27 protein-coding genes are annotated in these 25091 nt (G+C 69.3%); 6 read left to right on the forward strand and 21 right to left on the reverse strand.

Annotated features, from left to right (window positions below):
- Positions 1 to 2 precede the first annotated feature (2 nt).
- Positions 3 to 2048, reverse strand: coding sequence for a methionine--tRNA ligase (gene metG / locus KAK06_RS05495; protein WP_210800915.1), 2046 nt, complete (start codon positions 2046 to 2048; stop codon positions 3 to 5).
- A 146-nt stretch (positions 2049 to 2194) separates the two neighbouring features.
- Between metG and KAK06_RS05500 the strand changes: the two genes are divergently transcribed.
- Positions 2195 to 2587 (forward strand): YciI family protein, encoded by a 393-nt coding sequence (locus tag KAK06_RS05500; RefSeq protein ID WP_210800916.1) that lies wholly within the window; start codon positions 2195 to 2197, stop codon positions 2585 to 2587.
- A gap of 46 nt (positions 2588 to 2633) precedes the next feature.
- Entirely contained in the window at positions 2634 to 3032 is a 399-nt protein-coding gene (locus KAK06_RS05505; protein WP_210800917.1) for a hypothetical protein, read from the forward strand.
- 7 nt (positions 3033 to 3039) lie between these two features.
- On the opposite strand, the gene KAK06_RS05510 is transcribed toward KAK06_RS05505, so the two are convergent.
- Entirely contained in the window at positions 3040 to 4071 is a 1032-nt protein-coding gene (locus tag KAK06_RS05510) for a histone deacetylase family protein (protein WP_210800918.1), read from the reverse strand.
- A gap of 56 nt (positions 4072 to 4127) precedes the next feature.
- Between KAK06_RS05510 and KAK06_RS05515 the strand changes: the two genes are divergently transcribed.
- Complete coding sequence (locus tag KAK06_RS05515) at positions 4128 to 4742, forward strand: hypothetical protein (RefSeq protein ID WP_210800919.1); 615 nt, start codon at positions 4128 to 4130, stop codon at positions 4740 to 4742.
- Here KAK06_RS05515 and KAK06_RS05520 read toward each other — a convergent pair.
- Positions 4726 to 5211, reverse strand: a complete 486-nt coding sequence (locus tag KAK06_RS05520) for a RidA family protein (protein WP_210800920.1) — start codon at positions 5209 to 5211, stop codon at positions 4726 to 4728. The genes KAK06_RS05515 and KAK06_RS05520 overlap by 17 nt on opposite strands.
- Positions 5212 to 5258: 47 nt before the next feature.
- On the opposite strand from KAK06_RS05520, the gene KAK06_RS05525 reads away from it, so the two are divergent.
- On the forward strand, positions 5259 to 5780 hold the full coding sequence (locus tag KAK06_RS05525; protein WP_210800921.1) for a GyrI-like domain-containing protein: 522 nt from the start codon (positions 5259 to 5261) through the stop codon (positions 5778 to 5780).
- 51 nt (positions 5781 to 5831) lie between these two features.
- On the opposite strand, the gene KAK06_RS05530 is transcribed toward KAK06_RS05525, so the two are convergent.
- From KAK06_RS05530 to KAK06_RS05570, 9 genes are all read right to left on the reverse strand, one after another.
- Positions 5832 to 6371 carry a chemotaxis protein CheW gene (locus tag KAK06_RS05530; RefSeq protein WP_210800922.1) on the reverse strand — a complete coding sequence of 180 codons (540 nt, stop codon included), beginning with the start codon at positions 6369 to 6371 and terminating at the stop codon, positions 5832 to 5834.
- Between the two features lie 75 nt (positions 6372 to 6446).
- On the reverse strand, positions 6447 to 8159 hold the full coding sequence (locus KAK06_RS05535; RefSeq protein WP_210800923.1) for a methyl-accepting chemotaxis protein: 1713 nt from the start codon (positions 8157 to 8159) through the stop codon (positions 6447 to 6449).
- A 58-nt stretch (positions 8160 to 8217) separates the two neighbouring features.
- A complete protein-coding gene (locus tag KAK06_RS05540) occupies positions 8218 to 8670 on the reverse strand; it encodes a cache domain-containing protein (RefSeq protein ID WP_210800924.1) in 453 nt (150 codons plus the stop codon).
- Between the two features lie 36 nt (positions 8671 to 8706).
- The gene (locus KAK06_RS05545; protein ID WP_210800925.1) at positions 8707 to 10296 is read right to left on the reverse strand and encodes a methyl-accepting chemotaxis protein; all 1590 of its coding nucleotides are present in this window, start codon (positions 10294 to 10296) and stop codon (positions 8707 to 8709) included.
- A 10-nt stretch (positions 10297 to 10306) separates the two neighbouring features.
- On the reverse strand, positions 10307 to 12031 hold the full coding sequence (locus KAK06_RS05550; RefSeq protein WP_210800926.1) for a methyl-accepting chemotaxis protein: 1725 nt from the start codon (positions 12029 to 12031) through the stop codon (positions 10307 to 10309).
- Between the two features lie 10 nt (positions 12032 to 12041).
- A complete protein-coding gene (locus tag KAK06_RS05555) occupies positions 12042 to 13598 on the reverse strand; it encodes a methyl-accepting chemotaxis protein (RefSeq protein ID WP_247652660.1) in 1557 nt (518 codons plus the stop codon).
- 61 nt (positions 13599 to 13659) lie between these two features.
- The gene (locus KAK06_RS05560; protein ID WP_210800927.1) at positions 13660 to 15807 is read right to left on the reverse strand and encodes a chemotaxis protein CheA; all 2148 of its coding nucleotides are present in this window, start codon (positions 15805 to 15807) and stop codon (positions 13660 to 13662) included.
- Between the two features lie 52 nt (positions 15808 to 15859).
- A complete protein-coding gene (locus KAK06_RS05565; protein WP_210800928.1) occupies positions 15860 to 16222 on the reverse strand; it encodes a response regulator in 363 nt (120 codons plus the stop codon).
- Between the two features lie 43 nt (positions 16223 to 16265).
- Positions 16266 to 16733, reverse strand: coding sequence for a hypothetical protein (locus KAK06_RS05570; RefSeq protein ID WP_210800929.1), 468 nt, complete (start codon positions 16731 to 16733; stop codon positions 16266 to 16268).
- A 186-nt stretch (positions 16734 to 16919) separates the two neighbouring features.
- Here KAK06_RS05570 and KAK06_RS05575 point away from each other — a divergent pair, with 186 nt between their 5' ends.
- Together KAK06_RS05575 and KAK06_RS05580 are read left to right on the forward strand one after the other, a co-directional pair.
- Entirely contained in the window at positions 16920 to 18086 is a 1167-nt protein-coding gene (locus KAK06_RS05575) for a hybrid sensor histidine kinase/response regulator (RefSeq protein ID WP_210800930.1), read from the forward strand.
- On the forward strand, positions 18083 to 18718 hold the full coding sequence (locus KAK06_RS05580) for a response regulator (RefSeq protein WP_210800931.1): 636 nt from the start codon (positions 18083 to 18085) through the stop codon (positions 18716 to 18718). Before KAK06_RS05575 ends, KAK06_RS05580 begins: the two co-directional genes overlap by 4 nt.
- Before the next feature lie 95 nt (positions 18719 to 18813).
- Here KAK06_RS05580 and KAK06_RS05585 read toward each other — a convergent pair whose 3' ends face one another.
- The 9 genes from KAK06_RS05585 to flhD form a co-directional block, all read right to left on the reverse strand.
- A complete protein-coding gene (locus KAK06_RS05585) occupies positions 18814 to 19536 on the reverse strand; it encodes a class I SAM-dependent methyltransferase (protein ID WP_210800932.1) in 723 nt (240 codons plus the stop codon).
- A gap of 61 nt (positions 19537 to 19597) precedes the next feature.
- Positions 19598 to 20167 (reverse strand): protein phosphatase CheZ, encoded by a 570-nt coding sequence (locus tag KAK06_RS05590; RefSeq protein WP_210800933.1) that lies wholly within the window; start codon positions 20165 to 20167, stop codon positions 19598 to 19600.
- A gap of 53 nt (positions 20168 to 20220) precedes the next feature.
- Positions 20221 to 20592: a hypothetical protein gene (locus tag KAK06_RS05595; RefSeq protein ID WP_210800934.1), complete on the reverse strand. Its 372-nt coding sequence runs from the start codon at positions 20590 to 20592 to the stop codon at positions 20221 to 20223.
- Between the two features lie 7 nt (positions 20593 to 20599).
- A complete protein-coding gene (locus KAK06_RS05600; protein ID WP_210800935.1) occupies positions 20600 to 21232 on the reverse strand; it encodes a protein phosphatase CheZ in 633 nt (210 codons plus the stop codon).
- A gap of 28 nt (positions 21233 to 21260) precedes the next feature.
- On the reverse strand, positions 21261 to 21659 hold the full coding sequence (gene cheY, locus KAK06_RS05605) for a chemotaxis response regulator CheY (RefSeq protein WP_210800936.1): 399 nt from the start codon (positions 21657 to 21659) through the stop codon (positions 21261 to 21263).
- 31 nt (positions 21660 to 21690) lie between these two features.
- Positions 21691 to 22626: a flagellar motor protein MotB gene (gene motB / locus KAK06_RS05610; protein WP_210800937.1), complete on the reverse strand. Its 936-nt coding sequence runs from the start codon at positions 22624 to 22626 to the stop codon at positions 21691 to 21693.
- A 10-nt stretch (positions 22627 to 22636) separates the two neighbouring features.
- Complete coding sequence (gene motA, locus KAK06_RS05615; RefSeq protein ID WP_210800938.1) at positions 22637 to 23494, reverse strand: flagellar motor stator protein MotA; 858 nt, start codon at positions 23492 to 23494, stop codon at positions 22637 to 22639.
- A gap of 318 nt (positions 23495 to 23812) precedes the next feature.
- Complete coding sequence (gene flhC, locus KAK06_RS05620; RefSeq protein WP_210800939.1) at positions 23813 to 24385, reverse strand: flagellar transcriptional regulator FlhC; 573 nt, start codon at positions 24383 to 24385, stop codon at positions 23813 to 23815.
- Between the two features lie 126 nt (positions 24386 to 24511).
- Complete coding sequence (flhD, locus tag KAK06_RS05625; RefSeq protein WP_210800940.1) at positions 24512 to 24835, reverse strand: flagellar transcriptional regulator FlhD; 324 nt, start codon at positions 24833 to 24835, stop codon at positions 24512 to 24514.
- Positions 24836 to 25091 lie beyond the last annotated feature (256 nt).

Consider the following 25091-nt stretch of genomic DNA (forward strand, 5'->3'; position numbering starts at 1 on the left):
CGTCAGCGCACGCGCATCCCGGGCTGGGCGCCCGGGAAGGGCTCGAGCACGAAGATGCCCGGGTGGGCCTTCTCGTCGGCGTGGCTGGCGGCCAGCACCATGCCTTCGCTGACGCCGAACTTCATCTTGCGCGGCGCCAGGTTGGCCACCATCACGGTGAGCTTGCCTTCCAGGTCCTCAGGGCGGTAGGCGCTCTTGATGCCGGAGAAGACATTGCGGGTGCGTCCCTCGCCCACATCCAGCGTCAGACGCAGCAGCTTGTCGCTGCCCTCCACGTGCTCGGCCTTGACGATCTTCGCGATGCGCAGATCGACCTTGGTGAAGTCGTCTATTCTGATCTCGGGCGCCAGATCCTCGCCGCCGGGCACCACCTTCGGCGCCGGCGGCGGGGCCAGCAGCTCGTCCAGCAGCTTGGCGTCCACCCGTTGCATCAGGTGCTTGTACTCGCCGATGACATGGCCGCCCAGCGAGCGCGCCGCGTCGGCGAAGGCGAAAGGCTCGACCTTCAGGAAGCCTTCGACCTGGGCCACCAGCGCCGGCAGCACCGGCTTCAGGTAGATGCTCAGCAGGCGGAAGGCCTCGATGCAGGTGCTGCAGACATCGTGCAGCGCAGCGTCGGCGCCGTCCTTCTTGGCCAGCTCCCAGGGCTTGTGGGTGTCGACGTACTCGTTGACCTTGTCGGCCAGCGCCATGATCTCGCGCAGCGCCTTGCCGAATTCGCGCTCCTCGTACAGCGCCTCCACGGCACTGCGGTGCGCGCGCAGGGTATCCAGCAGCGTGCGGCCTTCGACGCCCAGGTCGGCGCTCAGGCGCCCGCCAAAGCGCTTGCTGAGGAAGCCCGCGGCGCGGCTGGCGATGTTGATGTACTTGCCCACCAGGTCGGCATTGACGCGGGCGATGAAGTCATCGGGGTTGAAGTCGATGTCCTCCACCCGGGCGTTGAGCTTGGCGGCGATGTAGTAGCGCAGCCACTCGGGGTGCATGCCCAGCTCCAGGTACTTCAGCGGGCTGATGCCGGTGCCGCGGCTCTTGCTCATCTTCTCGCCGCCATTGACGGTGATGAAGCCGTGCACGTTCACCTTGTCCGGCGTCTTGCGGCCGCTGAAGTGCAGCATCGCCGGCCAGAACAGGGTGTGGAAGTAGGTGATGTCCTTGCCGATGAAGTGCACCTGCTCCACCGCCGGGTCGCGGAAGAAGGCGTCGTAGTCCAGGCCCTTCTTGCCGAAATAGTTCTTCAGCGAGGCCAGGTAGCCGATCGGCGCGTCCAGCCAGACGTAGAAGTACTTGCCCGGCGCATCCGGGATCTCGATGCCGAAGTAGGGCGCGTCGCGGCTGATGTCCCAGTCGCCCAGGCCGCCCTGGCCCTGCTCGTCCTTGGCGAACCACTCCTTGATCTTGTTGAGCACCTCGGGCTGCAGGCGGCCCGGCTCATGGGTCCACTGCTCCAGGAAGCTCACGCAGCGCGGGTCGGACAGGCGGAAGAAGTAGTGGTCCGAGGTCTTCAGCACCGGCGTCGCACCCGACAGTGCCGAGTACGGGTTCTTCAGCTCGGTGGGCGCGTAAACCGCGCCGCAGACCTCGCAGCTGTCGCCATACTGGTCCTTGGCGCCGCACTTGGGGCACTCGCCCTTGATGAAGCGGTCGGGCAGGAACATGCCCTTGTCGGGGTCGAAGAACTGCTCGATCGTCTTCACGTCGATCAGGCCGTTGTCGCGCAGGCCGCGGTAGATGTCCTGCGCCAGCTGATGGTTCTCGGGCCCGTCGGTCGAGTGCCAGTTGTCGAAGCTGATGTGAAAGCCGTTCAGGTACTGCGGCCGGCCGGCGGCCACCTCGGCGACGAACTGCTGCGGCGTCTTGCCGGCCTTCTCGGCGGCGATCATGATCGGCGCGCCATGGGCGTCGTCGGCGCCGACGAAGTGCACTTCGTGGCCCTTCATGCGCTGCGCCCGCACCCAGATGTCGGCCTGGATGTACTCCATCATGTGCCCGATGTGGAACGGGGCGTTGGCGTAGGGCAGGGCGGTGGTGACGAAGAGCTTGCGGGTCATGGTGCAGCCAGGGACGCCGGGCCCGCGCGGGCCGGCGGCCCGCCTGCAGGGTCAGGCGCCGCAGGAAACCCGTGATTTTACGGTGCACGGGGGATGGACAGGGCCATCACTGCGCGGCACCCTGTCGGCCAGGAAGGACCACCGCCATGAGCACCCGCCGAACCAGCCTGCGCGCCGCCGCCGGCCTGCTGTCCGCCGCCGCCCTGTCCCCGGCCGAAGCGCAGACGTCGCCACCGGCGCGCGACCAGCGCTGGGTGGTCGTGCACCGCCCGGGGCCGGCCTGGCAGTCCGGGGTCAGCCCGTTCGAGCAGCCGGGCCTGGACACCCACATCGCCCACTACCGCCGCTGGCAACAGGAGGGCAAGCTGGCCCTGGGCGGCCCGTTCATGGACGGGTCGGCCGGCGGCATGATGATCGCGGCGGCCGGCGTGCCCGAGGCCGAGGTGCGCGCGCACGCCCAGTCTGACCCGGCGGTGCAGTCGGGGCTGCTGACGGCCGAGCTGCGGCCCTGGCTGATCGGCATGCGCGGCACGGTTTGAGCCGCGGCAAGCCGCCCTGCGGTGCTGTCGGGCACGATCACCGGCGATGCACCTGCTGATCGACACCTTGGCGCTGTGCCTGTTGCTGGCCTCGGCCGAGACCCTGCACGGCATCGCCCGCACGCTGTGGGTGGCGCCGCGCCTGGGACAGCAGCGGGCCCGCCGATGGAGCGTGATCAGCGGCTCACTGCTGGCCTTTGGCCTGTGCGCCTGGCGGGTGCCCGGCTTCGGCCTGCAGGGGCCACTGGCCCACGCGCTGCTGGGCGCGGTGCTGGCCGCCTTCATGGCCAGCTTCGACCTGGCGCTGACCCATTGGCTGCTGCGCCGCCCCTGGCGCCAGGCGCTGCAGGACCTGAACCTGCGCCAGGGCCAGCTGCTGCCGCTGGGCCTGATGGCGCTGGCAGCCTCGCCGACGCTGGTGTGGTGGCTGCAGCGCAGCAGCTGAGCGGCCCTCAGCCGCCCTCGAACCCCGCCAGCACGCTGACCACGTTGTCGCCGATCTCAGCCACCGCGTAGCCGCCTTCCAGAACGAACACCGTGGGCAGGCCCAGCGCGGCCAGGCGTGCGCCCAGACGCTTGAACTCTGGCGTGCGCAGGTGAAAGCGCGAGATCGGGTCGCCCTCGAAGGTGTCCACGCCCAGCGAGACCACCAGCGCCTCGGCGCCATGGGCGACGATGCGGCGGCAAGCCGCTTCCAGCGCCTCGAACCAGCGCGTGTTGTCACTGCCGGCGGGCAGCGGGTAGTTGGCGTTGAAGCCCAGGCCGGTACCCGCGCCGGTCTCGTCGGCGTGGCCCAGGTAGAACGGGTACTCGGTGCGCGGATCGCCGTGGATGCTCTGGAACAGCACGTCCGACCGTTGGTAGAAGATCTGCTGCGTGCCGTTGCCGTGGTGGTAGTCCACGTCCAGCAGCGCCACGCGGGCGGCGCCGCCATCGACGAAGGCCTGCGCCGCGATGGCGGCATGGTTGAGGAAGCAGTAGCCGCCGTAGAAATCGGTGCCGGCGTGGTGGCCGGGCGGCCGTGCCAGCGAGAACGCAGCACGGGCGCCCTGCGCCACCGCGGCCTGGGCCGTCAGCGCGCAGTGGGCACCGGCCAGCGCCGCCGTCCAGGTGCCGGCGGTGATCGGGCTGCCGCTGTCGAAGGAGTACAGACCCAGTTGGGCCACCAGGTTGTCAGGCTCGATGTCGTCGCGAAAGCCGCGTGTCGGCCACACGGCCGGCAGCAGGTCGCGCGTGCCGCCCTGCGCGGCCCAGGCGTCCCACACCCGCGCCAGGAAGGCCAGGTAGCGCGGCGCGTGGATGCGCTCGATCGGCGCCAGGCCGTGGTCCTCGGGCGCAGACACCTCGCCCAGGCCGGCGCGCTGGAAGGCCTGCAGCACGAAATCGGCACGCTCGGGCTTTTCAAAGCAGGGCACCAGCTCGCCGCGGTAGATCTCGTGGGTGCCGGCATGGCCACGGTGCAGGGGGGAGTGGAAGCAACGCATGCGACGGATTCTGCTCCTGGGCGGCCCCCTATACTGGCCTGGACAAGACAGCCACGATGACCATGACCTTTCTGCCACGACTGCTGCTGGGCCTGCTGCTGGCCCTGACCCAATGGGCTGCCCAGGCGGCCACGATCGACAAAATGCTGGTGGCGCCCTTCGGACAGTACGACCAGAGCTACAACGCGGGCGGCAGCTTCATGGTCTTCCCGCAGGCCCTGAGCTACCAGCTCAGCGATGGCAGCAGCTGGAGCTCGGGTGCCGGCTGGCACCCCCACACCCAGGCCGCACCGGCCAGCGTGAGCGAGGTGGACGGCGTGCTGACCGTCCGCTTCGTCCGTCCGGCCGACGGCATCCTGTTCCAGAACACCGATTACGACAGCGGCGACCATTCGGCCCAGGGCGTGCTGGGTGCGCCCAAGGTGATCGAGCTGGTGGCCAAGGTGGGCAGCAGCCACGGCACGATCCGCGGCCGCACCCTGATCGTCTCGAACGACGAGACCTGGTACGGCCAGCCGCGCTTCAACTTCTATTCGGCCGCGGTGGGCCAGAAGGTGCCTTTCAAGCTCACCGTCACCTTGCTGGGCGGCCAGACCTTCCACGCCGGCCTGTTCAACGGCAGTTTCAGCTACCGCATCGCCGGTCAGGTCGACTTCACCCGGCCGCGCTGAGCAGCGCCGCCTGCAGCTCCAGCTCCACCGTCGCGTTCTTGGGCAGCGAGGCCACCCCGACCGACGTGCGAGCGTGGCGGCCGGCCGGACCCAGCACCGCCACCAGCAGCTCGGAGGCAGCGTCGGCCACCTCTGAGTGCTGGCTGAAGCCGGGCCCGGCCTGCACGTAGACGCCCACCCGCAGCAGCTGCGCCACAGCGCCGAGGCTGCCCAGTTGCTGGCGCAGCAGCGCCAGCGCGCGCAGCGCGCCGATGCAGGCGGCGCGGCGGGCCTCCTCCAGCCCCACCGTCTCGGCCGAACCGGTGACCACCACCTGCTGGCCGATGCGCGGCACCTGGCCGCTCACGTGGGCGATGCCGGCATGCAGCAGCAGGGGCTGGTAGTTGCCGCCCACCAGCAGGGGGGCATCGGGGTCCAGACCCAGGGCGCGGGCCCGGTCCAGCAGACGTTGGTCGCGGTCGGAGGGCATCGCCCGATTCTCGCCGCGGCTGGGGCGAGAATGTCGGGCACCCCACCATGAACGGCCCTCGACTCATCCGCTTCGCCGAGCTGCCCGCTGGCCTGGCCGCCCTCACCGCCACCGCACGCGGCATGGAGGAGGGCCGCTTCAGCCGCGCCTCGGCCGAGGCCTTTGGCGAGCTGGCCCGCGCGACCCGGCTGGCTGGCCATATCCGGGAGGTGCGCAACTGCATCAGCATCAGCCCCGATGTGCCCAGCGGGCCGGACGACGCCGATTGCCGCTTCGTGGCGGGCTACCTCTTCGGCCATGACCTGCGCACCGGCCAGGGCGCGGGCGAACGTCCGGCGGTGGCGATGCACGGCTCGCTGGCCTGGTGGCCGCTGGCCAGCGGGCGCTACGCGGTGTTCGGCCACCAGGGTCCGCACGACACGCTGGCCCAGGCCTGGCGCGAGGTCTTCGACACGGCGTTGCCGGCCATGGGCCTGCAGGCCAGGGCGGCGCCGCTGGACCTGATGGTCGATGACCGACGGGACACGCCGGCACAGGCGCTGCGCACCGAGATCTGGGTGCCGGTCTGAAACGGCACGGGCCGCCCGAAGGCGGCCCGTGACAGGGGGGTGACGAAGGCCTCAGGCGGCCGCGTCGCTGATCAGGCCCATGTCGGCCGAGGACATCAGCGCCTGGATGTCCATCAGGATCAGCATGCGCTCGCCGACGTTGGCAATGCCGGTGATGTAGGACATGTCGACCTGGGCGTTCATCATCGGCGCCGGCTTGATGGCGTCGCCGCCCAGCTCCAGCACGTCTGACACCGCATCCACCACCGCCCCCACCACGCGGCCGCGGATGTTCAGCACGATCACCACGGTGAAGGCGTTGAACTCGGCGCTGGGGCAGTTGAGCTTCACGCGCAGGTCGATGATCGGCACGATCACGCCGCGCAGGTTGACCACGCCCTTGATGAAGTCAGGCGCGTTGGCGATGCGGGTGGGCTGCTCGTAGCTGCGGATCTCCTGCACGCGCAGGATGTCGATGCCGTATTCCTCCCCGCCCAGGCGGAAGGTCAGGAACTCGCCGTGGGGGGTGGTGGCGGGGCCGCGAGCGTCGGCCTGGCCGCTGCGGGCGGCTTCGTGGCGGGCCACGTGGCGGGCTTCGGTGATCATGTCCATGGCGAGGTCCTCGGAGGGCGGTTCAGGGGTTCAGAAGGGTTCATCGGCCGCCGGTGGCGGCACTTGAGGGCGGTGTCAGAAGGTCTCCCAGTCACCGTCCGCGGTGGCGCCCGCCAGTGCCGGCGTGGGCATGGCCAGCGCACGGGTGGCGGCGGCAGCTGCGGCCGCCACCGGCGCCGGTTTGGGCGTCGCAGGCGCGGCCGGCCGGCCCTGCGGCGCGGCGGATGGCACGGACGCGCCCAGCGAGGCCGCGTGCCCCGGCAGACGGAAACTGCCCACCAGATTGGCCAGGCCACTCGCCTGGGTGCGCATGCTCTCGGCGGCGGCGGCGCTTTGCTCCACCAGCGCGGCGTTCTGCTGCGTCATCTGGTCGAGCTGGCCCACCGCCTGGCTGATCTGGCCGATGCCGTCGCGCTGCTCGCCGCTGTGGGCGGTGATCTCGGCGATGATGTCGGTGACGCGCTGCGAGGAGCCGACGATCTCGGTCATCGTGGTGCCCGCTTCCTGCACCAGGCGCGAGCCGCTCTCGACCTTTTCCACCGACGCGGCGATCAGTGCCTTGATCTCGCGCGCGGCGTCGGCCGAGCGACCCGCCAGGCTGCGCACCTCGCCGGCCACCACCGCGAAGCCGCGGCCCTGCTCGCCGGCGCGGGCGGCTTCCACCGCGGCGTTGAGCGCCAGGATGTTGGTCTGGAAGGCGATGCCGTCAATCACACCGATGATGTCGGCGATCTTGCGCGAGGCCTGGTGGATCTCGTCCATCGTGCTGACCACCTGGGACACCACGTTGCCCCCACGCTGGGCCACCGTGCTGGCCGAGGTGGCCAACTGGTTGGCCTGGGCCGCGGCATCGGTGCCCTGGCGCACCGACTCGGTGAGCTGGGTCATCGACGAAGCGGTCTGCTGCAACTGGCTGGCGGCGGTTTCCGTGCGCTGCGACAGGTCCTGGTTGCCGGTGGCGATTTCGCTGCTCACGCTGGCGATGCTGTCAGCGGCCTGGCGGACCTGCTGCATCGACGACTGCAGGCGCTCGACCATGCGCGCCAGGCTGCGCTGCAGCGCGCCGATCTCGTCCTGGCGGTCGGTGTCGACCTGCACCGTCAGGTCACCGTCGGCGACCGATTCGGCGGCCTGCGAGGCGCGTGACAGCGAGCGGGCCACACTCACCAGCAGCCGCGCGCCCACGCCCACCGCGGCGGCGGTCAGCAGCAGCGTGGCCACCAGCAGGGCGATGGTGAGGCGGTCGTTGGTGGCCAGATCAGCCGCCTGCTCGTCGCGGCTGGTGGCCAGGATGGCCTTTTGCATCTCGACCAGCTGGCCGGCCAGGTCCTTGTAGGCCGCGTCGGCGCCCTGCATGGCCGCAATGCCGGTGTTCGGGTCCACCGAGGCCAGGTCCAGGGCCTGGGCGGCCTGTTTGGCGTATTGGGCCAGTGCCGACTGGATTGTGGGCACGGTGACCGGCGAGTTCCCCAGGTCGGCCTCGTCGATCGACTGTGACAGGCTGTCGTCGATCGCCTTGCTGCCGCTGACGATGCCATCGGAGAGCGCCTTCAGGCCGGCCTCGTCGATCGAGCCAATGATGCTGATGCCGCGGTAGACCCCGGAATGCAGCTGTCCCAGCCGGGCCTGGGCGTCGGCCAGCGCGCGTACCTCACCCAGGCTGGCTTCATGGTTGCGGGCGGCCTTGGCCGCCTGCAGGTGACTGCCCATGCCCACGGCGGCGGCGCCGGCCAGGGCCACCAGGGCGGTGACCAGCGCAGGGGCCAACAGCTTGGTGCCGAGTTTCATCAGGTTCTCCAGAGTCTAGTCAGGCGGCCTGTGTCAGCCCACAGGCCCGTGGCCGATGTCACTTGTAGATGCCACCGCAGACGATGGTCTCGTCCAGGCGCTCGCAGTACATGGCCTTGGGCTCGATCTTCTTGGTTTCGGGGTTGGTGAACTTGTAGTCCTGCCAGAAGCTGGGCTTGGCCTTGGCCAGCTCGACGCGCTCGCGCACGAACGCCTTGCCGTCCACATCTTTCAGGTCGATCAGGTTCTTGCCCACCATCTTCTCGTTGGCACCGTGGGCGTGGACCATGCCATCCAGGCCGTAGACCACCAGGTACAGGTCCTGCTGGCGGAACTGGCCGGTCTTGCTGGTGATCTCGGCGTAGCCCTTGTCCTTGCCATTGGCCTTGATGAAGGCCAGGCCCTTCTTGACCATGCCGGTGGCATCGGCCTCGGTGGCACCGCCCTCGGCGGCATGGGCGCCGATCAGCGCGATCGGCAGGATCAGGGTGGCGGTGAGGAAGCGCTTCATGGCGTGTCTCCAGGAGGTGCGGACAGGGCCGCGGGGTCAGAAGGATTCCCAGTCATCGCTGGGCCCGGGGGCCGGCGTGCTGGACGGTCGGGGAGAGGAGGGCGCGGGTGCCGACGGGGCGATCTGTGCACGCACCTGCGCCAGGGCGATCACGTCGCGGGCGGCGCGGGCGTGGGGTGGCTCGCCGGGCGCCGTCGGCAGCTGCCGGGGGCGGTCATCCAGGTGGAAGGAGTTGGCGGCCTGGTTCAGGCGGGCGGCCTGTTGCTGCAGGCTCTCGGCAGCGGCTGCGCTTTGTTCGACCAGCGCGGCGTTCTGCTGCGTCATCTGGTCGAGTTCCTGCACGGCGGCGTGCAGCTCCAGGATGCCGCTGCTCTGCTGCTCGGCATCGACGGTGATCTCGCGCACCCGCTGTGACACATGGGTCACGGCGGCAGCCAGCTCGCCGATGCGCTCGTCCGTCTCGCGCACCTGCTGGGTGCCGCTGTCGACCTTTTCGCTGGAGCTGAGGATCAGGCTGCGGATTTCGCGCGCTGCCTCGGCCGAGCGGCCCGCCAGCGTGCGCACCTCGGATGCGACGACGGCGAAGCCGCGGCCTTGCTCGCCAGCGCGCGCGGCCTCCACCGCCGCGTTCAAGGCCAGGATATTGGTCTGGAAGGCAATGCCGTCGATGACGCCGATGATGTCGCTGATGCGCCGGCTCGACTGGTTGATTTCTTCCATCGTGGACATCAGCTGCTGCATCGATGCACCGCCCCGCTCGGCGGCGGCAGAGGCATCGCGCGCCAGACGGTCGGCGTCGCTGGCGGCGGCGCTGCTGTGGTGCATGGTCTCGCTCAGGCCCTGCATGCCCGAGGCGGTGCGCTGCAGGAAGCCGGCGGCGCGCTCGGTGCGTTGCGACAGGTCGAGGTTGCCGCTGGCAACCTCGCGGCTGGCGGTGTGGATGCTTTCGGCACTGTCCTGCATCTGGCCGACGGTGCGGCGCAGGCCGTCGCGCATCGCGACCACCGAGCGCATCACATCGCCGATCTCGTCGTGGCGCGTGGTGTCCAGCTGAACACGCAGGTCGCCCTCGCCGATCTGGCGCGCGGCGCGGGCCAGCTCGGCCAGCGGCCGGCAGATCGCGCGCACCAGCAGGGTCGAGGCCACGGCCAGCGCGGCCGCCACCAGCACCGAGACGCCTGCGACCAGCCACACGGTGCGCATGCGCTCCTGGCTGGTGCGCACATGCAGCGCCTCGGCCAACTGTTCTTCCAAAGCCACCAGATCGCTCAGCGCGGCGCGGTAGGGCGCCAGAGCGGTCAGGTCGCCGGGCAGCGAGCCCAGGCGGGCCAGCGTGCGGCGCTCATCGTCGCTGCTGGCCAGCGGGCTCAGGCGCTGGCGCAGGGCCTCGATGCGGGCCGCTTGGGTGGTGGCGGCGGCGCCGGCCGACAGCCGTGCCTCCAGCGCAGAGAGCTCACCCTGCCATTGGTGGGCCAGCGTCAGGCGCGTCTGCTGGTCGCGCGAGGCCTGTCCGGCAGCCTCGATCAGGCTGCGCGTGCGCACTGCGGCGATCACGCTCATCACGACCAGCATGACGATCAGCACCAGCGTGGGTGTCCACAGGCGGGTCGAGAGCTTGAGTGGCATGGCGCTGGGGTCAGAACGTGGTCCAGTCGTCCTGGTCGCCCGCGCTGGCGGTGGCGACCGGCGCTGCAACCGGCGTGGAAGGGGCAGGCCTGGCTGGCGGCCGGACGGTGGCGGGCGCCGGCACGGCGGGTCGGCTGGCGGCCGGTGTGGCTGGCGTGGCCGACGCCGCGGCGATCGTTGCGCGCGGCGCATCGCCGGTGCGGAAGGTGGCCACCAGCGTGGTCAGGCCCTCGGCCTGGTGGCGCAGGCTGTCGGCCGCGGCGGCGCCCTGCTCGACCAGGGCGGCGTTCTGCTGGGTCATCAGGTCCAGGCTGTCCAGCGCGGTACCGACATGGCCGATGCCGCTGCTCTGCTCGCCGGAGCGGGTGGCGATCTCCTGCACGATCACCGAGACGCGCTGCACCGAGCCGACGATGTCGGTGATGGTCTGGCCAGCGTCGCGCACCAGGGCCGAGCCGGTTTCCACCCGCTCGGTTGACTGGCCGATCAGTTGCTTGATCTGGCGCGCGGCGTCGGCGCTGCGCTGGGCCAGCGTGCGCACCTCGCCGGCCACCACGGCGAAACCGCGGCCCTGCTCACCAGCGCGTGCGGCTTCCACCGCGGCGTTGAGGGCCAGGATGTTGGTCTGGAAGGCGATGCCGTCGATGACGCCGGTGATGTCGGCAATCTGGCGGCTGGCCTGGGCAATGTCGTTCATGGTCTGCACCACCCGGCCCATGGCTTCGCCACCCCGCTGCGCGACCTCGCTGGCCGATCGGGCCAGATCGCTGGCCTGGTGGGCCGATTCGGTACCGGCCTGCACGACGCGTGTCAGGTCCTGCATGTGCGAAGCGGTCTGCTGCAGGTCGCTGGCGGCCTGCTCGGTGCGCTGCGACAGGTCCAGGTTGCCGCTGGCCACTTCAGAGCTGGCGACGCGGATGCTGTCGGCGCTGTCGCGCACCTGGCTGACGATGCCGCGCAGTGCGTCCTGCATTTGCGCCAGGGTGTGCATGAAGCGGGCGATCTCGTCCGAGCCCGGGCTGTCCAGGCGCTGCGACAGGTCGCCGTTGGCCACCGCGGCGGCGGCGGCGGTGGCCTGGTCCAGGGGCACGGTGATCGAGCGCGCGGCGGCCCACATCAGCGCGCTGAAGCTGGCCAGCAGCACCAGCACGACAACGGTGCGCAGCACCGACAGTCGCTGAGCGACCACGACGGCCTCGGCCTGGCGGGCATCGATCGCGCCGCGGCGTGCGTCCGACCAGGACTGCACCGCCTGGCGTGCCTTGTCCAGCGACTCGGCCGAGCGCTGGGTGTAGGCGTGGCCCGCCGCGGCATCCATGCGGGCGTCGACCACCTGCTGCAGCACGTCACCCACTTCCTTGGCATAGGTGGACAGGCCGTCACGGGCGGCCTGCAGCGCAGCCCCTTGCGGCGCCGCGGCCAGGGCTGCCAGGTCATGGTCGCCCTGGGCAATGGTCTTGCTCCAGGCTGTCTTGAGCTCACCGGCTTCAACCGCGTTGTTGCCGGTCAGCAGCACCGCCTGTTCCAGACGCTGGATGCGCTCCAGCGTCAGCTGCAGGCCGGCACCGGTGCCGGCGAACGCCGCCTGCTCATGCAGCAGCTCGGCGGCCAGGTCCTGCTGCTGGCGCAGCGACCAGGCCGACCACAAACCCAGACCGACCACCGCCACCGCGAGCAGGGCCATGCTGCCCAGCAAACGCAGGCGAATGCTCAGTCGACGCAGCAAGGCCTGCATGTCGGTCCTTTCAGGCGGGCAGACGGAAGGAGCCCACGACCTCGGCCAGCGTGCTGGCCTGGCCTCGCAGGTGCTCGGCCGCGGCCGTGCTCTGCTCCACCAGTGCGGCGTTCTGCTGGGTCACGCGGTCCAGATCGGTGACGGCAGCGTTGACCTGACCGATGCCGCGGCTTTGCTCGGCGGCAGCGTGCGAGATCTCGCCGATGATGTCGTTGACGCGCTGCACCGAGGCCACGATGTCCTGCATCGTGGCGCCGGCTTCGCCCACCAGGCGCGAGCCGTTCTCGACCTGCTCGACGCTGGCGCCGATCAGGCGCTTGATCTCGCGTGCCGCGTCGGCGCTGCGCTGTGCCAGGCTGCGCACCTCGCCGGCGACCACCGCGAAGCCGCGGCCCGATTCACCGGCGCGGGCGGCTTCCACCGCGGCGTTGAGTGCCAGGATGTTGGTCTGGAAAGCGATGCCATCGATCACGCCGATGATGTCGGCGATGCGGTGCGAGGCGGCATTGATCTCGTTCATGGTCTGCACCACCTGGGCGACGACCTCGCCGCCATGGCTGGCCACGCCGGTCGCGGCCTGCGCCAGGCCGCTGGCCTGCTGGGCGTTGTCGGCGCTGTGGCGGACGCTGCCGGTCAGCTCTTCCATCGAGCTGGCGGTCTGCTGCAGGCTGCTGGCGGCCTGCTCGGTGCGCTGGTTCAGATCGGCATTGCCCGAGGCCACTTCGCCCGAGCCCATGCGGATGCTCTCGCTGGCCTCACGCACCCGGCCGACGATGCGGCCCAGGCCGCCCTGCATCTGGTCCAGGGCACGCAGCAGCTCGGCCAGCTCGTCCTGGCCGCGGGCGTCGATGCGGCGGGTCAGATCACCGTCGGCGATGGCCAGGGCCACCTCGCGGGCCTGCACCATCGGTCGGGTGATCGAGGCCGAGTTGGCCAGCGTCAGCGGCACGACGATGAACACCGCAGCCGCCAGCACCGCCAGGAAGGCCATCGTGGTGCGCTGCAATTGCTCGTCGAACGAGGCGCGGGTGCCCTCGACCTCGCTGGTCAGGATGGTGTCGATCTTGTCGAGATCGGCTTCGACCGCCTCGATGTGTTGCCTGCCGCGCGCAAACATGCGGTCCGCGCCACGGGCGTTGTCATAGGCGCCATCCTGGATGCGGCTGAGCAGCTCACCGGTGGACTTGGCGTAGGTGTCGATCTCGGCCAGCGCGTGGCGGGCCAGTGGGTTGTCCTCGTCCTCCTCGCCTTCGAGCAGGGCATTGAAGGCCTTGCGCAGGCCGGCCACTTCGGTCTGCCATTTCTCGCGGTGCGCCAGCACAGCCACGCCATCCTCGTAGTCGATCAGCATGTTGCGCTCATGCAGGCGCAGCGCGCCCAGTCGGGTGCGCAGCTCGGTGGCATTGCGCAACTCGGCCACCGAGTGGTGCATGAAATCCTCGCTCAGCGAGGACAGGTGCCGACCGCCGACCAGGGCGGCGACGCCGACCAGGGCGAACAGCCCCAGCACGACACCGATCGCACCCAGCATGCGCAGGCGGATGGAGAAACGCCGCATCAGAGGCATCAGGGCATTGAACAAGGCAGACTCCGGGTAGTGCGAGAGGAGCGCTGTGGCAGCAGAGCGATCAGTGGCGCGAGCGTCGGACCAGCGCGCCCACATCCAGGATCAGCGCCACGCGGCCGTCACCCATGATGGTGGCGCCCGAGACGTCGTTGACCTTGCGGTAGTTGGCCTCGAGGTTCTTGACCACCACCTGCTGCTGGCCGAGCAGTTCGTCGACCAGCAGGGCGACGCGGCCGCCCTCGGCCTCGACCACCACCATGATGTTGGAGACGTTGTCGAACTCGAAGCGGGGCACGTCGAAGACGCGCTCCAGGTCGATCACCGGCATGAACTCGTCACGCACCTCGACCACGCGGCCGGTGCCGCCGATCGTCTTGATCATGGTCTTCTCGACCTGGAAGGACTCGACCACCGAGGACAGCGGCAGGATGTAGACCTCCTCGCCGACACCGATGCTCATGCCATCCATGATGGCCAACGTCAGTGGCAGGCGCACCCGCACACTCATGCCGTAGCCCTCGGCCGAGTCGATCTCGACCGAGCCGCCCAGTGCGGTGATGTTCTTTTTCACCACGTCCATGCCGACACCGCGGCCGGAGACGTCGGTCACCACCTCGGCGGTGGAGAAGCCCGGCGCGAAGATCAGGTTGTAGACCTCGCCGTCGGTCAGGCTGTCGGGGGCGTCGATGCCGCGTTCGCGGGCCTTGGCCAGCAGCTTGGCGCGCGACAGGCCCTTGCCGTCGTCACGCACCTCAATGACGATCGAGCCGCCCTGGTGCGAGGCGACCAGGGTGATCGTGCCGTGTTCGGGCTTGCCCTTGGCCAGGCGCTCGGCGGGCAGCTCGATGCCGTGGTCGCAGCTGTTGCGCACCAGGTGGGTCAGCGGGTCGGTGATCTTCTCGACCAGGCCCTTGTCCAGCTCGGTGGCTTCGCCCTGCGTGACCAGCTCAACCTTTTTGCCCAGCTTGCTGGCCAGGTCGCGCAGCATGCGCGGGAAGCGGTTGAAGACCATCGACATCGGAATCATCCGGATCGACATCACCGCTTCCTGCAGATCGCGGGTGTTGCGCTCCAGATCGGTCAGCCCGGAGAGCAGCTGCTGGCTGAGCTGCTGGTCGCTGTCGCGGCTGTTCTGGGCCAGCATGGCCTGGGTGATGACCAGCTCGCCCACCAGGTTGATCAGCTGGTCGACCTTCTCCACCGACACCCGCAGCGTGGACGAATCCAGGCCCTGGCCGGCGTTCTTGGACTCGGCCTTGGGCGCTGCCGGCTTCGGTGCGACCGGGGCGGCGGCCGCCGCGACCGGTGCGGCCGGGCTGGTCGGCTCGGCGGCTGCCGCAGGTGCGCTGGCCCCGGGCGAGCCCGGGGCGTCGTCGAAGAAACCGTAGCCGGGGTCCACCGCCGGTGCAGCGGTCTCGGCGGGCGCGCCGGGGTTGCCGTCATGGAAGCCATAGCCCGGACCCAGCGGCTGCAGCTGCATGCGCTCGCGCGCCACGTGGAAGGTGAACAGGTCGAGCAGGTCGTCGTCGCTGCTCGCCGTGGTGATCTTGAAGCGGCGCATGCCGTCGGCGTCGCGGCCGGCGTCCAGCGGCTCGATGCTGCCCAGGTCGGTGATTTCCTTGAACAGCTCGGCCAGGTTGTCGGCCTGTGCGGGGTCGTCCAGCGGACCGACGGTCAGCTCCAGCGTGCGCACCGAGGGGCCCGCCGCGGCCACAGGGGCCGGCACGGCGGTGACCGGCGCGACCGGGGTTGGCGCAGGTGCCACGGCGGCCGGGGGCGCGCCGCCGTCGGCCAGCGCGCGGATGTGGGCGACCAGGTCGCGGGTGTCCAGGGCCTCGCCGGCGCCGCCGGCCTGGTGACGGGCGAGCAGGCTCTTGAGCGCATCGCCGGCCTGCAGCAGCACGTCGACCATGGCCGTGGTGGGCGTCAGCTCGTGGCGGCGCAGCTTGTCCAGCAGCGTCTCCATCTGGTGGGTCAGCTCGGCCACGTCGTTGAAGCCGAAGGTGGCGGCGCCGCCCTTGACCGAGTGGGCGCAGCGGAAGATGGCGTTGAGTTCCTCGTCGTCGGCGGCGGTGACGTCAAGCTCGAGCAGCTTCTGCTCCATCAGCTCGAGGTTCTCGCCGGCTTCTTCAAAGAAGACCTGGTAGAACTGGCTCAGGTCGATGCCGGCGCCGGACTGTCCGGATTCGTGGTGCATGGTGTCGGCCATGGGAGGCTCCTGGTCGTTGTCGTGGTGGGCCGTGCAGGTCCGTGGGGTCCGGTCAGCGGATGACCTTCCCGATCACCTCGATCAACTTGGCGGGGTCGAAGGGCTTGACCAGCCAGCCGGTGGCGCCCGCTGCGCGGCCGGCCTGCTTCATCTGGTCGCTGGACTCGGTGGTCAGGATCAGGATGGGCGTGCCCTTGAACTTGGGGTTCTCGCGCAGCTTCTTGACCAGGCTGATGCCGTCCATGCGGGGCATGTTCTGGTCGGTCAGCACCAGGTTGAAGTCGCGCTGGTTGGCTTTCTCCCACGCGTCCTGGCCGTCCACCGCCTCGACGACGTTGAAACCGGCGTTCTTCAGCGTGAACGACACCATCTGGCGCATCGAGGGAGAGTCGTCAACGGCAAGGATCGAGTGCATGGCAGTTCTCCAGAAATCTTTCGGTGCAGGCGGGATGGGTGGGTCAGAAGAGGTCGATGGACCCGGCGTCCATCTCGTCCTGGGTCACGGGATTGGGGCGGCCAGGGCCTTCCTCGACGATGGTCTCGCCTTCGGGGTCCTCGCCCATCGCCTCGGCGGCGATGCGGTCGGCGCAGTTGCGCAGCCGACGGTGGGTGTGGGCAATCAGTTGCGTGGCCATGTCGTGGAACTGCAGCGCGGTGATCGCGCCGGCCAGTTCGGTCATGGCCTGGTTGAGGGCGCCGTCGTCGTCGCCACCCTCGGCCAGGATGGCCAGGTCGCGCAGCACGTGCTTGATGCGGTCGGTGGCACCGTAAAAGTGCCCCGACAGCGTCTCGCTGGCGTCGTCGAGCAGACGTTGCAGGCGCTCCAGGTCGTTGCTGGCCACCATCAGGTGGTCCTGCAGGTCCGCGGCCATCAGCAGCGGAAGGGCAGCGCCGGGGTCCGGTGGCGAGGTCTCGTTGAGTTGCATCGGCGTTCCACGCGTGTCTGGCATGGGTGGGAGGCCCCCGAGGTGGCGGTCGCCATCCGGGGAGTTGTCATGGATTCTTCGGCAGCACCGGGCCAGGTGTTGCGTCAATGACCCCGGCATTCCGACCGTATTTCGCACGACAGGGAGGCTCAACCCGCCAGCCCGGGCTGGGCCATACTTGCGGGTATGCAGGTCCCCGCCGTTCCATCACCCTTGCGCGTGCTGCACCTGGAGGATTCCGACCTGGACCATGCGCTGGCCATGGCCCAGTTGCAGCGTGCTGGGCTGACGGTGCTGGCCACCCGGGTGGAGGACGAAGCCGCCTTCCGCGCTGCCCTGGCTGAATCCTGGGACATCGTGCTGTCCGACTACAACCTGCCGGGCTTCAGCGGCATCCGCGCACTGGACATCGTGCGCGAGATGGCCGAGCCGCCGCCCTTCATCCTGGTGTCCGGCGAGATTGGCGAGGATGTCGCCGTGGCCGCCATGCGCAATGGCGCCAGCGACTACCTGCTGAAACAGAACCTGGCGCGCCTGGCGCCGGCGGTGGAGCACGCCATCGATGCCCACGCCAGCGAGCGCGCCCGCCGCGCCGCCGACCAGGCGCTGGCGGCCTCGCGCGAGCGCGTGTCCGAGCTGGCCCAGCATCTGCAGACCACCGTCGAGCACGAACGTGCGGCGATTGCCCGCGAAATCCATGACGACGTCGGGGGGTCCTTGACCGCCCTCAAGTTCGATCTGGCCTGGCTGGGCCGCCACATCGGCGAGAACACGCCCGAGGTGCGCCAGCGCCTGGAGACCGCCACCGAGACGCTGACCCATGCCCTGGAGGCCAGCAAGCGCATCATGCACAACCTGCGCCCGGCCATCCTGGAGCAGGGCCTGGTGGCCGCGCTGCAGTGGATGGCCACGCGCTTCGAGCGCCGCACCGGCATCGCCTGCAGCTTCCGCGCCAGCCACGAGCTGCCGCCGCTGCCGGCCGGCGTGCCGCTGGTGGCCTACCGCACCGCCCAGGAGGCGCTGACCAACGTCAGCAAGCACGCCCAGGCCACGCGGGTGGCGATCGACCTGACCCTGGCCGGTGGCGTGCTGTCGCTGGAGGTGTCCGACAACGGCCGCGGCCTGTCGCCCGAGGACCTGGCCAAGACGCGCAGCTTCGGCATCCGCGGCCTGCGCGAGCGCTCGGGCACGGTGGGTGGCTGGGTGGACCTGTCCAGCGGGGCGGGCGGTACCACGCTGATCCTGTCGATCCCGCTGGACGGTGAGTCGCTGGACGACGAGGAGCCCGGCGCACCCGACCCGGGATTGTTCGGCGAGGCGGGACACGACCCGTCCGCCTGGGGAGAGCCATGACCCGCGTCATCATCTGTGACGACCACGCGCTGATCCGGCGTGGCATCCGCGACACCCTGTCGGATGCCCCCGACATCGACGTCATCGGCGAGGCCGGCGACTATGGCGAGCTGCGCGCGCTGATGCGCCAGGAACGCTGCGACGTGCTGGTGCTGGACATCAACATGCCCGGTCGCAGTGGCCTGGACGTGCTGCATGTGCTCAAGGACGAGGGCTCGCCGATCAAGGTGCTGGTGGTCAGCATGTACCCCGAGGACCAGTACGCGATCCGCGCCCTCAAGGCCGGCGCCTTCGGCTATGTCAACAAGGGCGGCGATCCGGCGCAGCTGGTGCAGGCGGTGCGCACCGTGGCGCAGGGCCGCAAGTACGTCACGCCCGAGATCGCCCAGATGCTGGTCGAGAGCCTGACCGCCCCCGAAGTGGCCAACGCCCACGAGAAGCTCTCCGACCGCGAATTGCAGACCCTGGTGATGATCGCCAGCGGCAAGCGCCTGGCCGACATTGCCAATGAGCTGATGCTCAGCCCCAAGACGGTCAGCGTCTACCGGGCGCGGGTGCTGGAGAAACTGGGCCTGTCGAACAACTCCGAGCTGACCGTCTATGCCATCCGCAATGGCCTGGTCGGGGAATGAGGACACCCGGCGCGGGGGTACCCGCGCCACCCTCCGAGAGGGTGCGCGGCCGCTTGGGAGCGGCCCGGCGCTGGCCGCGCGGGCCGGCCCGATCCTCAATGGAACGGCGCGCGGTAGATCCACACCGGCTTGCCCGGCACGGTCTCCAGGCGCGCCGCGGGCGTCCAGCCCACCGCCTCGAACTCCAGGCTGACCAGCCAGGCGCCAGCGCGCAACTCGGCCTGGGCCTTGGCCATCGCCCGCGGCATGCTTTCGGGCCGCTGGAACAGGTAGACCATGTCCAGGGCCGACCAGTCGGCGCGCCAGATGTCGCCGCGCCGCACCCGGGCGAAGCGGCAGCGCAGCCGGCACAGCAGGGCCAGCGGCCAGCTCCATTCCAGGCCTTCCAGCCGGGCACCGGGGTACTCGGCGTGCAGCGCCAGCAGGCCGTCGCCCAGGCCGCAGCCAGCGTCCAGCACCTGGGCACCCGGGGGCAGGGGGGCCGCGGCCGCCAGGCCGTGCAGGGCCGCGGTGGGCGTGGGAAACAGCGGCGCATCGCGCCAGGCGTTCACCGGGTAGAGCAGGGCCAGCAGCGCCAGTGGCAGCAGCCAGGCCAGCGGTGGGATGGCAACCTGGCCGGCGGCCAGCAGCGACAGCGGAAAGCCGGCAAACAGGATCAGCCGGCGCATGCCGGTGGCGCCGCGCCAGGCCAGCAGGGCCGACAGCGCCAGCGCCAGGCCGAAGCCGACGACCGGCAGTCCCGCCGCACCCAGGGCGAGGAACAGCGCCCAGGCCGCAGCCCAGGTCAGCAGCGCAGGAAGCGGCCAGACGAGTGACATCGGGCCGATTGTGACAACGCCCGCACAGCGCGGGCGCCGGGAAAAGCGGGAGCGAGCGCGGTCAGAATCCGAGCGAGGCCAGCAGGTCGTCCACGTCGTCCTGTTGCAGCGCGCGGTCAGGCACCTGCACGCCGGCGAGCTCCTCGGTGGCGCCGCTCATGGCGCTGACCGGATCGGGCAGGTCGCCGTCGGCCAGCACGTGCTTGAGCTCGTCCTCGACGCGGAACAGGATCTTCATGACCTTGCCAATCACCTGGCCGGACAGGTCCTGAAAATCCTGCGCCAGCATCACATCGGTCAGCACCCGGTTCTGGTCGTCGGCAAAGGCGGCGGCGCTGGCGGCGTAGTCGGCGCACAGCTTCATCATCACGCGCGAGCGGGCGGTGTCGATCTCGGGCGACTCGGCCAGCCGGCGCATCGCCTCGGCGATCTCCAGGCCACGCCGGCGGACCTCGTCGCAGGCGGGCTTGGCCTCGTCGATCAGGGCCAGCACGCGGGTGGCCGCCTGCTCGGTCATCTTGCCGACGTACTCCAGGCGCTCGCAGGCGTCGGGCACCTCGCGGACGGCCTGGCGCAGCTCGGGCTTGACCCAGGTTCCCGTGGCGGCATGAAGGGAGGGATCGGGCAGCATGGGAGTGCCTTCTCGTTGGTGTGGTGTCGGTGGCGGGCGGGGTGTCGACGGGCTCAGTCCGGGCGCAGGAAGGGCATCGGCGACTGTCGCCGCGCACCGTTCTTGCGGCTGCGGTGCACCGCTTCCAGGCCGTCACGGCCGCCGTTGAGCAGGCCGTTGACCAGGCCCAGCACGTCGTCGACGCTCAGCGCCGCCACTGCGGGGTGGTAGCGCTGGATCGCGGCGGCCAGGCTGGCGCGCGGCACACCTTGGTGCGTGGCGCAGACCAGCAGCACCGCCTCGAACAGCTCGGGCACCTCGTGGCAGATCCAGCGGATCCGCCGCAGGCACTCGACCGGGCTGCCCGCCTGGCGCGGCAGCAGCCAGTGCGGCGCCTCGTCGGCGTGCAAGGCGGTGTCGTCAGCGGCGTGCGCCTCGGTGATCACGGCGGCCTCAGAAGCCCAGGCTGGCCAGCAGGTCGTCGACCTCGCCCTGGTCGGCCACCACGTCGGTGCGGCCTTCCGGTGCGACCACCGGGCCTTGCAGCACGGCCGGATCGACCTTGTCGCGCTGCTCGGGCGGCACCACCTGCAGCAGCAGCTTGACGAGGCTGTCCTCCAGGTCGTTGGCCAGGGTCACCACCTTGGCCACCACCTGGCCGGTGAGGTCATGGAAATCCTGGGCCAGCATGATGTCGGTCAGGTGGGCATCGATGCGGCTGGTGCTGTCCTCGACGTCCTTGACGAAGTTCATCACCCGGCCGGAGGCCACCGCGCGCACCGGGTCCTTGACCAGCGCCTCGGCCAGCTCGCGCGTGGCCTGGCTGATGTGGTGGTGATCGGCCTTGGCCTGATCCACCGAGTTCAGCACCTTGTTGGCGGCATCGGCCGTCTTGTTGGCAATGTAGTTCAGGCGGCTGCGCGCATCGGGCAGGCCGTCGGCGGCCACCTGCAGCTTGGGCATCACACCCAGCTGCTGCATCGTGTCGTGCAGCAGCCGGGTGATCGAGCCCAGCTGCTGGAACACCTCGGGCGATACCGTCAGTGGCTCGGTGGGGGCCAGCGTGGTCAGATCTTCCATCTTCATGGGACGCTCCCGTGGGTGGAGGAGGGGGTCAGGCCGGCGTGGCCAGCTTCTGCAGGATCTTCTGGACCTTCTCTTCCAGCGTCGCCTTGGTGAAGGGCTTGACGATGTAGCCGGCCGCACCGCTCTGCGCGGCCAGGACGATGTCCTCCTTGCGCGCTTCGGCGGTGACCATCAGCACCGGCAGCTGCTTCAGGCCGTCGTCGGCCTTGATGGCCTTGAGCAGCTCGAAGCCGTTCATGTTGGGCATGTTGATGTCGCTGACAACGAAGTCGAAGCGGGCGTTCTTCAGCATGTTGAGCGCCACCTGGCCGTCTTCGGCCTCTTCGACGTTGTTGCAGCCCATCTCCTTGAGCAGGCCGCGCACGATGCGGCGCATCGTCGAGAAGTCGTCGACGACAAGGAACTTCAGATCACTGGGATGGCTCATGGCGGTCCTCGGTACGGGGGGAATGAGGCGTTTATCGGTTGCTGGCGGCCGGGCTTGAGCCCGATTCGTCTTCAGCAGGTGGCGGCTCAGGCTGGACCTCGGGCTTGAACACCCGGTCCTCGGCCTCGCGGTTCATCACGATGATGCTGATGCGTCGGTTGGTGGGCGCACCGGGGTTGTCCTTGTCGAACAGCTGGCTGCTGGCCAGGCCCTGGACGCGCAGCACGCGCCGCTCCTCCAGGCCGCCGGCGATCAGCTCGCGCCGGCTGGCATTGGCGCGGTCGGCGGAGAGCTCCCAGTTGCTGTAACCGCGTTCGCCAGCGGAAAACGGCTGGGCGTCGGTGTGGCCTTCCAGCGTCAGCAGATTGGGCACCTCGCCCAGCAGCTCGCCGATGGCGCGCAGCAGCTCGCGCATATAGGGTTTGACCACGGCCGAGCCCGAGTCGAACATCGGTCGGCTCTGATCGTCGACGATCTGGATGCGCAGGCCGTCGCGGGTCATGTCCAGGCGCACCTGTGAGGAAATCGACTTGAACTTCTCGCTGCCACGCATCTGGTTCTCGATGGTGTTCATCAGCTCTTCCAGGCGCTGCGCCTCGGCGCGCACCTGCTCGGCCTTGAGTGCCTGCAGGTTGAAGGTGCGCTTGGGCGCTTCCACCGCGCCGCGCTTGACCTGACCGGCGGTACGGGTGATGTCCTCGCCGCCGCCCTTGATCACGCTGGACGAATCGCCCGAGCCGCTGCCGCCGCCCAGGGCCACCTTCAGCGGCGACTGGAAGTAGTCCTGCAGACCCTTCTTGTCGCCCTCGGTGGTCGAGCCCAGCAGCCACATCAGCAGGAAGAAGGCCATCATCGCCGTCACGAAGTCGGCATAGGCGATCTTCCAGGCGCCACCGTGGGCACCGTGGCCGCCCTTCTTGATCTTCTTGACGATGATCGGTTGAAGCTTCTTCGCGTCGCCAGCCATGGCGATCTCCTCACTTCTTCTTCACGTGGCCTTCGAGCTCGGAGAAGCTCGGACGCTCGGTGGAGTAGAGGACCTTGCGGCCGAACTCGATCGCCACCTGCGGCGCATAGCCCTGCATCGAGGCCAGCAGCGTGGTCTTGATGCACTGCAGTTCCTTGCCGTCCTCGTCGATCTTCTGCTCGAGCAGGCCGGCCAGCGGTTCGGCAAAGCCGTAGGCCAGCAGAATGCCCAGGAAGGTGCCCACCAGCGCCGAGCCGATCATGCCGCCCAGCACCGCCGGCGGCTGGCCGACCGAGCCCATGGTGTTGACCACGCCCAGCACCGCAGCCACGATGCCGAAGGCCGGCAGCGCGCCGGCCAGGCGGGCGATCGCGGCGGCGGCGGCGTGAGCCTCGTGGTGGTGGGTCTCGAGTTCGGTGTCCATCAGGCTCTCGATCTCGTGGGCATTGAGGTTGCCCGAGACCATCATGCGCAGGTAGTCGGTGATGAACTCCACCGCGTGGTGGTCGTTACCCACCACCGGGTACTTCTGGAACAGCGCCGAGCTGTGCGGGTCTTCCACATCCTTCTCGATCGACATCAGGCCCTCCTTGCGGGCCTTTTGCAGGATGTCGTAGAGCAGGGCCAGCAGCTCCATGGCACGGGCCTTGGAATACTTGCTGCCCTTGAAGCAGGCGCCCAGGCCCTTGGCCGTGGCCTTGAGCACCTTGGGCTGGTTGTTGGCCACGAAGGCGCCCAGCGCACCGCCGAAGATGGTGATCATCTCGAAGGGCAGGGCCTTCAGAATGACGCCGATGTTGCCGCCGTGCACGATGTACACGCCGAAGATGCAACCGATGGCGACCAGCCAACCGACGATGACAAACATGGTGAATCCGTTCCCGCAGGCGACGTGCTGGCCACACCGGACATCGGGTGGCCTCTGGGGCTCATATCGGTGTGATCTTCGCGGGCCTTGAGCCGGCCAAGGGGCGGATAAAGCCCCCGGCGCAGGGGCTGTTCATGCTGGACAAGAAAAAAGGCGGGTGCCTGTGGGGCAACCCGCCTGAAAAGCACAGGGGTTGTGCTAGGAGGAGACAAGCATGAACGGAAAACGGTTCAGTGATGAGAGCGTTGTCGGCGCGACAAGTTCCGGCCTTGAGCGGCGGATCGTGTGCTTTGCCACGCTCCCGGTACCTTCAGGGCGTCATTCGCAGACCGCAGCCTGGCGCGCCACGGCGCTGGGCAGCTGCAGCGAGCCGGCCTGGCGGCCCTTGCCGGCGCGGGCGGGCGGGTTGCACAGGCCGCACACATAGTGCTTGGCGATCTCGTGCGGGTGGGTCACATAGTGGCCGCCGCACTTGGTGCACTTGGTCATGGTCAGCATGCCGTTGTCGACGAACTTGACCAGGCGCCAGGCGCGGGTGACGGTCAGCTGGGGCTCCAGTCCCTGGGACTGGGTCTGCTCCAGGTAGAGCTGGTAGGCCTTGATGATGGTGTCGATCTCTTCCAGCTCCGAGGTCTTGTTCAGGTACTCGTGGATGTTCAGGAACAGGCTGGCATGGATATTGGGCTGCCAGGTCATGAACCAGTCGGTGGAGAAGGGCAGCTGGCCCTTGGAGGGGCTGCGGCCCGACACTTCCTTGTACAGGCGCAGCAGGCGCTCGTAGGACAGGTCGGTCTCGGACTCCAGCACCTGCAGTCGGGCGCCCAGGTGGATCAGCGTCACCGCGCGTTCGATCTGGCGGGCTTCGGTGAGGATGCTCTTGGTGCGGGCCATGGTGTTTCTCCGTCCTGTGCGTTGTGCTGGGTGTTCGTCTGGTGGCGCCACGGAACCGGCTCTGCCGGGCCGTCGGCGCCGCCCCCTTGAGGGGGAAGCGCCGCAGGCGCTTCGGGGGTGGGCTCGTTATGCCGCCTCTTGATGGCGACCGGCCATCAGGATCGAGGCGTGCAGGCGCTGGACGCTGTCGTTGGCGGCCGACTTGCCATGGCTGGTCAGCAGGCTCCAGACCAGGTCGTCGTCCATGCGGAAGCGGCACAGCAGGGTGTTGCCGGTGGCGATCTTCATCATCTGGGCCGGCGTCAGCGTGACCAGCAGGTTGGCGGTGTCTTCCGAGATGCCCAGGCGGAACAGGGCCTGCTCGCGGTCAGACCGGATCAGGCTCTGGGCCAGCATCAGGTACGACAGGTTGGCTTCGCGGATTTCGGCGAGGATTTGCTGGGTGTCCATGGTGGTGCTCCTGTGTGCGTTGGAAGGTTTCGGTGTCGGCGTGGAATGAACTGTAAGGACCGAAACAGGCCGGAAACATCGGTTCACTTCCAGCCCTTGAGTCCGGGTTTTTCTGTCAGCCGTGTCAGGCAAATTCCTACAAGCCGTGTCATCCAATCGGCCGTATCAGCCGGTTTTGCCAGTGAACAGCCCCGGGGGGGCCGCGTTTTTCGCGCCTTCTGGCCAGGGGCGGCCTCCTACAGTGGCCGCATCCCTT

Origin of the sequence: Ideonella aquatica (genome assembly GCF_018069755.1) — a bacterium.
Classification (GTDB): Bacteria; Pseudomonadota; Gammaproteobacteria; order Burkholderiales; family Burkholderiaceae_C; genus Ideonella; species Ideonella aquatica.